This window comes from Marinitenerispora sediminis (assembly GCF_003336425.1).
Lineage (GTDB): Bacteria > Actinomycetota > Actinomycetes > Streptosporangiales > Streptosporangiaceae > Marinitenerispora > Marinitenerispora sediminis.
In genome coordinates this window covers 1-11,294 of sequence record NZ_QEIO01000163.1, presented here as the reverse complement: position 1 = coordinate 11,294, position 11,294 = coordinate 1, and the positions used below count along the sequence as shown (strand labels likewise).

General features: G+C 77.4%; 9 protein-coding genes. 5 read left to right on the top strand and 4 right to left on the bottom strand.

Features of this window, described 5'->3' with window-relative positions:
• On the top strand, nucleotides 1-665 hold a 665-nt coding region (locus DEF28_RS22905), incomplete at its 5' end, for an MFS transporter (RefSeq protein WP_114446223.1).
• Nucleotides 666-1,100: 435 nt separating this feature from the next.
• Here the strand turns inward: DEF28_RS22905 and DEF28_RS22900 are convergent.
• Nucleotides 1,101-2,756 carry a glycosyltransferase gene (locus tag DEF28_RS22900; protein ID WP_181874439.1) on the bottom strand — a complete coding sequence of 552 codons (1,656 nt, stop codon included), beginning with the start codon at nucleotides 2,754-2,756 and terminating at the stop codon, nucleotides 1,101-1,103.
• Between the two features lie 210 nt (nucleotides 2,757-2,966).
• A complete protein-coding gene (locus tag DEF28_RS22895; protein WP_114400457.1) occupies nucleotides 2,967-3,353 on the bottom strand; it encodes an ArsR/SmtB family transcription factor in 387 nt (128 codons plus the stop codon).
• 134 nt (nucleotides 3,354-3,487) lie between these two features.
• Between DEF28_RS22895 and DEF28_RS22890 the strand changes: the two genes are divergently transcribed.
• From DEF28_RS22890 to DEF28_RS22875, 4 genes are all read left to right on the top strand, one after another.
• On the top strand, nucleotides 3,488-5,476 hold the full coding sequence (locus DEF28_RS22890) for a heavy metal translocating P-type ATPase (protein ID WP_114400455.1): 1,989 nt from the start codon (nucleotides 3,488-3,490) through the stop codon (nucleotides 5,474-5,476).
• Nucleotides 5,477-5,556: 80 nt separating this feature from the next.
• Entirely contained in the window at nucleotides 5,557-5,949 is a 393-nt protein-coding gene (locus DEF28_RS22885) for a MerR family transcriptional regulator (protein WP_114400458.1), read from the top strand.
• Nucleotides 5,950-5,951: 2 nt separating this feature from the next.
• The gene (locus tag DEF28_RS22880; protein WP_309485854.1) at nucleotides 5,952-6,290 is read left to right on the top strand and encodes a thioredoxin family protein; all 339 of its coding nucleotides are present in this window, start codon (nucleotides 5,952-5,954) and stop codon (nucleotides 6,288-6,290) included.
• Nucleotides 6,291-6,592: 302 nt separating this feature from the next.
• Complete coding sequence (locus DEF28_RS22875) at nucleotides 6,593-8,551, top strand: WD40 repeat domain-containing serine/threonine protein kinase (protein ID WP_114446222.1); 1,959 nt, start codon at nucleotides 6,593-6,595, stop codon at nucleotides 8,549-8,551.
• 187 nt (nucleotides 8,552-8,738) lie between these two features.
• Here the strand turns inward: DEF28_RS22875 and DEF28_RS22870 are convergent, their stop codons facing one another.
• A complete protein-coding gene (locus tag DEF28_RS22870; RefSeq protein ID WP_114400798.1) occupies nucleotides 8,739-9,659 on the bottom strand; it encodes a permease in 921 nt (306 codons plus the stop codon).
• Nucleotides 9,660-9,674: 15 nt separating this feature from the next.
• Nucleotides 9,675-11,225: an aldehyde dehydrogenase family protein gene (locus DEF28_RS22865; RefSeq protein ID WP_114400799.1), complete on the bottom strand. Its 1,551-nt coding sequence runs from the start codon at nucleotides 11,223-11,225 to the stop codon at nucleotides 9,675-9,677.
• Between the last annotated feature and the right edge of the window lie 69 nt (nucleotides 11,226-11,294).

The following is an 11,294-nucleotide window of genomic DNA, read 5'->3' as shown; positions in this document are numbered from 1 at the left end:
CCCCCCGCCCGGCCGTGCGCGGTATGGCGGCCGACATCGGGGCCGGCCTGCGCTTCCTCTTCACCGACCCGGTCGTGCGCACCCTGACCCTGGTGGGGGCCACCCACTCCGCGGCCAGCGGTGCGTGGGTGGCGATGCTCGTCCCCTGGTCCGACCGGACGCTGGGCGTCGCCGCGTCCGGTGACCCGCGGCTCGCGGCGCTCTTCAGCTGCTGGGGCGTGGGCGCGCTCGCCGCCAGCTGGCTGGCGCCCCGGCTCAGCGACCGCTTCGGCGCGCCGCGCGTCGCCCTCGGCGCGCTGCCGGCCTCGCTGCTGTGCGGCCTGCTGGTGGTGCTGAGCGGGCACTGGCTGGCGGCGACCGCGGCCGGGGCCCTGTGGGGGGCCGCCTACAGCGTCGTGGTCATCAACGCCGTCAGCTACCGCCAGCAGGTCAGCCCGGACCACCTCCAGTCCCGGGTCAACACGACGGCGCGCATGCTGTCGTGGGGACTGGGCCAGCCCCTGGGGGCCGCGCTGGCCGGCGCGGTCGCGGTGACGTCGGCGAGTCCGCGCGGCGGTCTGTCGATCGGGCTCGCGATCCTGGCGGTGGGCGTGGTCCTCGCCTGGCTCTCCCCGCTGCGCTCCCGTGCGCGGTCAGCGGAGCGGGCCGCCGGCACCCGACCGTGAGCAGGGGTGGCGACCGCGGCCACCGCCCGGCCCGACGAGACCGGTCCCGCGACGAGGACGCCCGGCCCACCGTGGCGCGGCCCGTCCGCTTCCGGACGGCGGCCGGCATCCGTCCCCGGCGGCCCGCGCCGCCGGCGCGTTCGGCACCCGCCAGGCGCATGGGCGCACGGGCGCGCGGCGACCGCGGGCGAGCAACACGTGGCTCCCTCACTCCCGGACGCGCGACCGCGGACCGCGGGCCGCTGCGGGGCGCCGCTCGGCCGGTGCACCGAACGCCCGCACGCACGTCGCGCGCGGCGCGCTCGGGCTCCCCGCCACCGATCACCTCCCGGGCGGACACCGGACGCGGCCGCCGCCCTCGCGGCCTCCGGGGCCGCCGCGCCGGCCGCCGCCCTCGCGGCCCGCGGCGAGGGCGCGCCGGCCCGGAGCCTCTCGTCAGGCCGCGGCCTCCTCGGTGCCCCCCTGCCCGCGGCGCCGCCGACCGCGCGGCGGCCGGAGTGCCCGGCCCACCGCGCGTGCCAGGCCGCGGAACCGTCCCGTCCCCGCACCGTCGGCCTCCTCCGGGCGGGTGTCCGGCTCGCCGGTCCCGCCCGCGGCCCCGGCGCTGCCGGCCGAGCCGTCCGCACCGTCCGCGCTCGACCACACCGCGACGCGCAGCTCCTCCACCGGCAGGGCGGCCAGGTCGGTCAGCTCCTGCTCCGCCGCCTCTACCCGGAACCGGCCGTGCACCTCGGCCACCGCGTCGGCGAGCGGCTCATGCGCCCCGCGGACCCGGAGCGCGCGGGCCAACGCGCGGGTCCGCCACAGGCGCAGCCCCGGCATGCCACCGGCGTCCGGGACGGTGAGCTCGGTCAGCCCGGCGCGGGCGCGCTCGGCCCTGGCCACCAGGCGGCCCACCGTGTCGGGGCCCACGCCCACACCCACCGGCAGCTCCAGCAGGTACGGCGCGGGGAAGCCGGTACGCGGCGCGTGCGGCGCGAAGGCGACCCGCGGATCGCCCAGGTAGTTGGCCTGGATCAGGCGCAGTTCCAGGCGGGGGTCCGGCCGGGGGTCGGCGGGGTCCGCGGTGTCCGACCCGGCGGCGTTCTCCCAGTCGGCCACAAGGGTGACCGCCAGGTCGCGCTCGGTGCCGTCGAGTACGCGGTCCACGCACGCCCGGACCAGCTCGTAGCGGGCACCCGCCACCTCGACCACGACCCGCACCAGCGGCACCCTGCGGCCGCGGCCGCCGCCGTCGGCGTCGCGGAAGCAGCGCGGGTGCGGCATCAGGTCGGCGAGCACGGCGTGCCGGAACCGCGGTGACGGCACCCGGGTGCGGGCCGAGGAGCCCACGCCGACGTGCCAGCCGCGCGCCCGCGGCTCCGGGAGGAACACCCCGCCCGCCTGCCACAGCCGGTAGCCGAACTCGGTGTCCTGGCCGAGGGTGAGCGAGGGGTCCACGCCGCCGGCGGCCTCGTACAGCGAGCGGCGCAGCGCCGCCGACACGCCCACGTGGGCGTGGAATCCGAGGTGGTCGGCGTCACGCAGGTCGTCGGTGCGCTCCAGCACCCGCCGTACCCACGGATGGCCGCGCGCCTCGCCGAGCGACTCCCCCAGGTCCCCGTCCCCGATCAGCCGCACGACCTCCTCGGGGGTCCGCGGACGCCGCACCGGGAACCCGACCTGGCCGAGGGTGACGCACTCCGGGTGCAGGTGCTGCCAGCGCGCGTGCGCCTCGACGTGCCACGGGTCAGTGACGACGTCGGGGTCGAGCCAGCAGATGATCTCGCCGGAAGTGACGTGGGCCCCGTAGGCGCGGGCGTGCCCGGCGCCGATGCCGGTGAGGGGCGCCCGCTCGACCCGGCAGTTGGCCGGGCGCCGTGCGGGCAACCGCAGCGGTGCGCGGGAGTGGTCATCCACCACGACCACCTCCAGCAGGTGCGCCGGATAGGTCTGCGCGGCGAGCGCGGCCAGCGCGAGGTCGAGCTCCTGCTGGTCCCCCCGGGCGGGGATCACCACGCTGACGCTGAGCCGCGGCTCCCATGTGCCCAGGTCGGGCGGCGCGAGCGCCTCCCAGGCGTTGCGGAAGATCCGCGTGGTGGTCCGCTCCACACGACCTCGGTGGGTCACCCCGTCGGCACGTGACTCTACGTACCTGAACGACTGCACAGCGTCACTATAGACCAGGGGTACCCCGCGGAACCGCGCGTGCCGCGCGAGTGTCCCGATCCACCGACCCCGGATCCGCGCCGGCCCGCCGCCGGCACACCCCGGCCGCGAGCCCCTCCCCGCCTCCGGCGCCCCGCGGCGCGAGGGCCGGAGTCAGCGGTCGACCAGCCCGAGCCGCAGGTGCTCGGTGTGGTAGACGGCCTGGTCCAGCAGCTCCGCGACGTGGTGGTCGTACAGCGCGTAGCTGACGCTGCGCCCGTCGCGGGTGGCGGTGACCAGGCCGAGCGTGCGCAGCAGCCGCAACTGGTGGGAGACCGCGGACTGCGACAGGCGCACCGCGTCGACGATCTCCCCCACGGTCCGCGGACCGCCGCGCAGCGCGGTGAGGATCAGCAGCCGGCTCGGAGCGGCCAGGGCCTGCAGCGTCTCGGCGACCTTCGCGGCGCCGGCCGCGTCCAGGCGCGCCGGCCCGGCGGCCTCCGCGGACCCGTTCCCGCCGCGCGAGGCCGTACCGTCCGCGTTCGCCGCCTTGTGCCCCATGGCGTCCATGGTAGGTGAGCACCGAGCACGGCGCGGCGGCCCCGCCGCACCTCCCATAATGAACGCATGAAGACATCTTCATATAAGCGTGTATCGTGTGTCGCGTTCACCGGTCGACCCTCTGGGAGGACTCCATGACCACCTCCGTGGCCGGCGAGCGCCGGGCACCCGGCCGCGGCGCGCCGCTCCCCCGCCACCGCACCCCGCTGTTCGCGCTCGCCGAAGCGCGCTGGGCGGCCGCCGCCCTCGCGCTGTTCGCCGTCGCGGCGGCCGCGCACGCCGCCGGCGCGCCCGCGTGGCTGTACTGGTCGCTCTACCTGGCCTGCTACGCCGCGGGTGGCTGGGAACCCGCGTGGGCGGGCCTGTGCGCGCTGCGCGAACGGTCACTGGACGTGGACCTGCTCATGGTCGTGGCGGCCGCCGGCGCCGCCGCGATCGGGCAGGTCTTCGACGGTGCGCTGCTCATCATCATCTTCGCCACGTCCGGCGCGCTGGAGGCGCTGGCCACCCGCCGCACCGAGGACTCCGTGCGCGGCCTGCTCGCGCTGGCCCCCGAGCGCGGCACCCGGCTGCTGCCGGACGGCGGCGAGGAGCCGGTCGCGGCCGTCGACCTCGCCGTCGGTGACGAACTGCTGGTCCGGCCGGGCGAGCGGATCGCCGCCGACGGCGAGGTCCTCGACGGGGGCAGCGAGGTGGACCAGGCCACCATCACCGGCGAGGCGATGCCGGTGGCCAAGTTCGCGGGCGACGAGGTGTTCGCCGGCACCATGAACGGCTCCGGGACGCTGCGGGTGCGGGTGGGCCGCCCGGCGCATGACAGCGTGGTGGCCCGGATCGTCGCCATGGTGGAGCGCGCCTCCGCGACCAAGGCCCGGACCCAGCTGTTCATCGAGCGCTTCGAGCAGCGCTACTCGGTGGGCGTGGTCGCCGCCACGATCGCGCTGTTCACGGTGCCGCTGCTGTTCGGCGCCGACCTGGAGTCGGCGCTGCTGCGCGCCATGACGTTCATGATCGTCGCCTCGCCGTGCGCGGTCGTGCTCGCCACCATGCCGCCGCTGCTCGCCGCCATGGCCAACGCCGGCCGGCACGGCGTGCTCGTGAAGAACGCCGTGGTGCTGGAGCGCCTGGCCGACACCTCCGTCGTCGCGCTGGACAAGACCGGCACCCTCACCGAGGGCCGGCCCGCCGTCGCCGAGGTCCGGGTGACCGCTCCGGGCGCTCTCTCCGAGGCCGAGGTCCTGCGGCTGGCCGCCGCGGTGGAGCGCGGCAGCGAGCACCCGCTCGCGGGCGCGGTGGTGGCGGCCGCGGCCGCGACCGGCGCCGTCCTCCCGCCGGCGTCGGGGTTCGCCGCACGGCCGGGCCGGGGTGTGACCGCCACGGTGGAGGGGCACCGGGTCGACGTGGGAGCCCTGGAGCGGCTCGCTCCCGACGCCGCCGGCCACCCCGCGACCGCGGCGGCGATCGCCGAGGTCGAGGCGCGCGGGCACACGGCCGTGACGGTGCTCCGCGACGGCGCCCCGGTGGCCGTGCTCGGGATCCGCGACACGGTGCGCGCCGACGCCGCCGCCGCGGTGCGCGGCTGCGCCGCCCTCACCTCGGCGCCGCCCGTTCTGCTCACCGGTGACAACCCGCGGTCCGCCCGGCGGGTGGCCGAGGAGGTCGGCATCACCGACGTGCGCGCCGGGCTGCTTCCCGAGGACAAGGTGGCCGCGGTGCGCGCGCTGGCCGAGCGCGGCGAGCGCGTCGTGGTGGTGGGCGACGGCGTCAACGACGCACCGGCGCTGGCCGCCGCGCACGCCGGCATCGCGATGGGCGGCGCCGGGTCCGACGTCGCGCTGGAGACCGCCGACGCGGTCGTCGTGCGCGACGAGCTGCCGGCCGTCCCGGCCGTCGTCGCCCTGGCCCGCCGGGCGCGCCGGCTGGTCATCGCCAACCTGGTCATCGCCGGCACCGTGATCGTGGTCCTGGTCACCTGGGACATCGTCGGCACCCTGCCGCTGCCGCTGGGCGTGGCCGGGCACGAGGGGTCCACGATCCTGGTGGCGCTGAACGGGCTGCGCCTGCTGCGGGAGAAGGCGTGGACGACCGCGGCACAGGCGGGACAGCACGGAGAAGCGCCTTGACGACGTAGATCGCAGCCGGGCCGCCGCGGGAGCGGCGGCCCGTTGCGTTGACGTCAGCGTCAAGGTCTAGCGTCGTGGCCATGCGCATCGGTGAACTCGCGAAGCGGGCGGGGACCAGCACCCGGACTCTGCGGTACTACGAGTCCCGGGGCCTGCTCCCGGCCCGCCGATCGGTCAACGGCTACCGCGTGTACGGCGACGACGACCTGCGGCTGGTGGAGCAGATCCGCACGCTGCAGGACTTCGGGTTCGGCCTGGAGGAGACCCGGCCCTTCGTGGAGTGCCTGCGGGCGGGGCATCCGTCCGGGGACTCCTGTCCGGCGTCCCTGGAGGTCTACCGGGACAAGCTCGCCGAACTCGACGCGCTGCTGGACCGGCTGCGGGAGGTGCGCGCCCAGGTGAGTGCGCGGCTGGCGCAGGCCGAGGCGCAAGCCCCGCCCGAGCCCGAGCCGCGCTGCCAGTTGAGAGGATGACGATGACCGAGACCACGGGCGTGGCCGAGGTGACCGACGCGACCTTCGCCGAGGAGGTCCTGAAGGCGGACGGAGCGGTGCTGGTGGAGTTCACCGCCGACTGGTGCCCGCCCTGCCGGGCGCTGGCCCCGGTGCTGCGCGAGGTCGCCGCGCAGGAGGCCGGGCGGACCAGGGTCGTCCAGCTCGACGTGGACGCCAATCCTCGCACGGCGACCGCCTACGGCGTGCTGTCGGTCCCGCGCATGCTCGTCTTCCGCGACGGCGAGCCGGTGCGCTCCATGGTGGGCACCAGGTCCAAGCGGCGCCTGCTCCAGGAACTGGAGGAGGCCCGGACGAGCTGAGCGGGCGGCGGCGGATCCGCCTTTCGAGCGCCCGGCGGGTCCGCCGCCGTCCACGGCGCCGCGGAACCTCCGCCCTGTCCGGGCCGGGACCCTGTCGAGGGGTGCCGCACGGAGCCGCGTGCGTACCGGGTCCGCCGGCCCCGGCGCTCCGCCCCGCTGCCCCGGGCGGTCCGGTGCAGCGCGAGGTGCGCCGGCGGCTGGGCGCGGTTATGGTGAGGGAGCTCTGCCGGCCGCGGCCGGGAGGAGTGCGCGACGGGCCGGGCCCCCGCCGTCCCCGCGCGCCACGGCGGGAGGATGGCGATGTGGAGCCGCTGCGCCCGTCCGATCCGCCGCGCATCGGCGGCTACCGGCTGAGTGCCCGCCTGGGCTCGGGGGGCATGGGCCAGCTCTACCTCGCGCGGACGGCGTCCGGGCGGCAGCTCGTCATCAAGGTCGTCCGGCCGGAGCTCGCGCAGGAGAGCGGCTTCCGCGCCCGCTTCGCCCGCGAGGCCGAGGCGGCCCGCCGGGTCGGCGGGTTCCACACCGCCCAGATCGTCGACGCCGACCCCGACGCCGACTCCCCCTGGATCGCCACCGCCTACATCCCCGGCCCGACCCTGCACGAGGCGGTCCGCGACCACGGCCCCCTCGCTCCACCCGCCCTGCACGTCCTGGCCGCCGGACTCGCCGAGGGGCTCCGGGCGGTCCACGCCTGCGACCTGGTCCACCGCGACCTCAAACCGGGGAACGTCATCCTGGCCCACGACGGGCCCCGCATCATCGACTTCGGCATCGCCCGCCCGCTGGACGCCGACAGCATGACCACGCTCGGAGCGGTCTTCGGGACGCTGCCCTACATGTCCCCCGAGCAGACCGACGGCTCCCGCGTCGGCCCGGCCTCGGACGTGTTCTCCCTCGGGACCGTGCTCGCCTACGCCGCCACGGGCAGCAACCCGTTCAACGCGCCCGCCATGGCGGGAACCGTGCGCCGCCTCATCAGCCCGCCGCCGGACCCCGGCGGCCCCGACCCCGCCATCCGCGAGCTGGTCGCCGCCTGCTGGAACCACGACCCCGCCCGGCGGCCCACCCCCGACCAGATCCTCGCGCGCTTCGAAGCGCTCGACCCGCACCACTCCTGGCCCCCGCCCGGCGGTGGCGGAACCACCGGCACCGAGGCCACGGCGCCTCCAGCGCGGACCGCCATGGAGACCGCCCGGGCCGACGAGGACGAACCCCCGCGGCGGACCGGTCCGGCGGCGCCTGCCCGGGCTCCCAGGCGGCGGAGGAGGGCGTGGGTCCTCCCCGCGGTCGTCGGCCTCGTGGTCCTCCTCGCCCTGCCGATCGCGTGGAGCCGCTACCGCCCCGACATCAGGCTCGCCGGCCACGAGGGCAGTGTGACCAGCGTGGCGTTCAGCCCCGACGGCACCGTGCTCGCCACCGCCGGTGACGACGCCGCCGTCCGGTTGTGGGACACCGCCACCGGTGAGGAGATCACCGCCCTCGGCGGCCACGGTAGTCCGGTGAACGCCGTGGCGTTCAGCCCGGGCGGCACCAGGCTCGCGACCGGCGGCGACGACGGCGTCCCGCGCCTGTGGGACGTCCGCACCGGGGAGGAGACCGCGGCCTTCGCCGGACATGACCTGCCCGACGAGAGGGTGTACGAGGGCGACTCGACCCCCGCGCGCGACGTGCTCTCGGTGGCGTTCAGCCCGGACGGCGCCGTGCTCGCCACCGGCAGCGCCGACACCACCGCGCGGCTGTGGGACACCGCCACCGGGGAGGAGATCACCACCCTCACCGGCCACGGCACCTACGTGCACTCCGTCGCGTTCAGCCCCTACGGAACCAGGCTCGCCACCGGCAGCCAGGACGACACCGCCCGGGTCTGGGACACCGGCACCGGCGAGGAAGTCACCACCCTCACCGGGCCCGACGTCGACTGGGTGCACTCCGTCGCGTTCAGCCCCTACGGAACCAGGCTCGCCACCGGCAGCCTCGGCTTCGCGCGGCTCTGGAACACCAACACCGCGGACGAGATCCGCACCTTCACCGCGGACGACCTCGGGTGGGTGCTCTCGGTGGCGGTCAGCCCCGACGGCGCCAGGCTCGCCACCGGGAGCCAGGACGGAACCGCCCGGGTCTGGGACACCGGCACCGGCGAGGAGGTCGCCACTTTCGCCGGGCACGAGGACGACGTGCGGGCCGTGGCGTTCAGCCCGGACGGCGGCACGCTCGCCACCGGCGGAGCCGACGGCGACGCGCTGCTGTGGAACCTCGACTGACCTCGGACATGTGGCGGAGCGGCGTCCCGCCGCCGCGCGGCGGCCGCCCGGACTCCGGGGCCGGGGCGTCCCGGCCGGACCGGCCCCGCCTCCCCCGCTGCCGCGCGCCGCGGGCTCCCGGCGCCGGGAGCCGCCGCCCAAGCACCGTGCCCGGCCCACCTCCGCGCGCGGCGGTGAGCGGGCCGACTCACGCGGCCAGGCCCACTGTCGCCCCCGCTGCCGCCGCCGTTGCCGCGACGGCGGCGGTGAGGAGCGCGAGGTGGCGGGGCGGCACGATCGCGCGGACCGCGGCCAGCGCGGGCAGGCCGAGGACCGGGAGCGCCACCAGGGCCGCCGCGGCGGCTCCGGGCGCCCCCGAGGCGCTCAGGGCCGCGGCCGTCGCGATCTCGCCGCCCCACGGAACGGCGAGCAGCGTGCCAGCGGCGGCCGCGACGAGCGGGCCGGCGAGCGGGTGGCCCGCCCAGGAGGCCCCGTCCAGCCACGTGCCGGCGATCGCGACCGCGAGCAGCAGGAGCAGGTAGTCGGGCACCGTGGTGCGGACGAGCCGGGCCAGGCTGCGCCCGAACCTCCGGGCGGCGAGCGCCGGAGGGGCGGGCGGCCGGCGGGCGGGCTCCTCCGCCCTGGCCTCCGGCGCCGCGCGGCGGGCGTAGCCGGCCACGAGCAGCACCACCAGCAGGCCGGCGCCGGCGCGGGCGAGCGCCCACGGCCACGGCAGCACCGCCAGGCAGAGCGCGAGGGCGGCCGGATTGAGCAGCGGTCCGGCCGCCCAGAACGCCACCGCCCCCGCGAGCGGCGCTCCTCGCCGGCGCAGCGCCACCGCGACCGGCGCCGCCCCGCCCGCGCACAGCGGCGCGGCCGCCCCGAGCAGCGCCCCGGCCAGCGCGGACCGGTACGGCCGCCGCCCGTCGCCGAGCAGCCGCGCGATCGGGGCCCGCGGCGCCAGCGCGTCGACCGCGGCGGCGACCAGCAGCCCGGCGAGCAGCAGCGGCCACGCCAGTGCCAGGTACCCCGCCGCGCGCTCGGCACCGGAGAGCAGGTCGGGGCCGCCGCCGGAGGCGAGCCCGGCGGCCGGCCCCGTGAGCAGCGGCCCCGCGAGGACCGGGCGCATCACCCCGCCCCCGGTTCAGAGCGCGGCGGGCGACGGCCGCAGCGTGTACTCGGGGAAGTTGCCCGGCGGGCGTTCCTCCGGGCCCCCGGCGGTGACCGCGTGCACGAGCAGGTGGCCGCCGACGAACGCGCCGCGCCAGGAGTCGCCCCAGCCGCCGAACAGCTCCGCCCGGTCGCCGCGGGAGCGCGGCGCGTTGACGCCGACCTTGAACGCGCGTACGCCCGCGGCGATCCGGCGCGCGGTGTCCTCGTCGTCGCAGGACACGCTGCCGACCAGCGCGCCGTTGCTCGCGTTCATGGCGGCGAGCAGCTCGGCCTCGGTGTCCACCAGCACGATCGAGTCGACCGGGCCGAACGGTTCGGCGTGGAACAGCGGAGAGGAGCGCGGCGGCTCCAGCAGGGTGACCGGTGCCAGGTAGGCGTCGGTGTTCTGGCCCGGCAGGAAGCGGCCGCCGTCCAGGGAGCCCCGGTAGAGCGGGATGGCCCCGCGGGCGACGGCGTGCGCGACCTGGTCCCGGAGCTCCTTGGCCTTGGCGGCGTTGATCAGCGGCCCGAAGTCGAGTTCCGGCAGGTCCTCGTCCGGGCCGGACACGGCGAGCGGGTGCCCGAAGCGCACCGACGACACGGCCGGCAGGTAGGCGGCGAGGAACGCGTCGAACAGGTCGCGCTGCACGACGAAGCGCGGGTAGGCGGTGCAGCGCTGCTTGCCGTAGTCGAAGGTGCGGCGGACCTGGCCGGCGAAGGTGTCCCAGTCGCTGAACTCCCACACGCCCCAGCAGTTCAGCCCCTCCTGCTCCAGGACGTGCCGGCGGCCGAGGTCGGCGAGCGCGGTCGCGACCTGGCCTCCGGCGTCCCGGCCGCCGACGAAGGAGACGCAGCCGATCTCGGCGCCGCGCACCAGGACCGGGGACAGGTCGCGGCCGCCGCCGCTGACCAGGGTGAACGGCAGTCCCTCGCGGACCGCCAGGGCGACCGCGAGGGTGAGGCACACCAGGCCGCCGTCGGTGGGGGTCTTGGCGATGGCGGCGTTGCCCGCCAGCGCCTGGACGCACATGGCGTGCGCGAGCACGCTCATGGGATAGTTCCAGCTCGCGATGTTGCTGACCGGGCCGTCCAGCGGTGTGCGGCCGCGCAGCATGCCGTCGATCTCGTCCAGGTACCAGCGGACGCCCGAGATCGCGCGGTCGACGTCCTGGCAGGCCAGCCGCCACGGCTTGCCGATCTCCCAGACGAGCGCCAGGGCGAGCAGGTCGCGGTGCTCCTCCCAGGCGTCGAGGGCGGCGGCGACCCGCCGGCGGCGCTCGGCGAGCGGCACCCGGCGCCAGCGCCGGTGCTCGGCGGCCGCGGCGGCGACCGCGGCCGCGGCGATCTCCGCGCCCACCATGGGCGGCCCGGCGATCTGCGAGCCGTCGACCGGGGAGAACGCCGGCCGCGGCTCGCCGTCGGCGCGCCACCGGCCGCCCCAGTGGTTGAGGGCGCGGTCGGCGCCGAACGCCTCGGGGGCCGCCTCGCGGCACTGTCGGTAGACGGAGGTCCAGTCGGTTCCGGGTTTGCTGATCAGGGTCACTGCGGTCTCCTGCCAGGCGGTGCCAGTGGGAGGTGCCGGCCGGCGCGGTGCGGCCGCGCGGGCGGGGGC

What these genes read in the sequence shown, in the direction of transcription:
- DEF28_RS22870 (WP_114400798.1), bottom strand. Translation starts at nt 9,659, where the DNA reads ATGCGCCCGGTCCTCGCGGGGCCGCTGCTCACGGGGCCGGCCGCCGGG.
- DEF28_RS22880 (WP_309485854.1), top strand. Translation starts at nt 5,952, where the DNA reads ATGACCGAGACCACGGGCGTGGCCGAGGTGACCGACGCGACCTTCGCC.
- DEF28_RS22890 (WP_114400455.1), top strand. Translation starts at nt 3,488, where the DNA reads ATGACCACCTCCGTGGCCGGCGAGCGCCGGGCACCCGGCCGCGGCGCG.
- DEF28_RS22895 (WP_114400457.1), bottom strand. Translation starts at nt 3,353, where the DNA reads ATGGGGCACAAGGCGGCGAACGCGGACGGTACGGCCTCGCGCGGCGGG.
- DEF28_RS22885 (WP_114400458.1), top strand. Translation starts at nt 5,557, where the DNA reads ATGCGCATCGGTGAACTCGCGAAGCGGGCGGGGACCAGCACCCGGACT.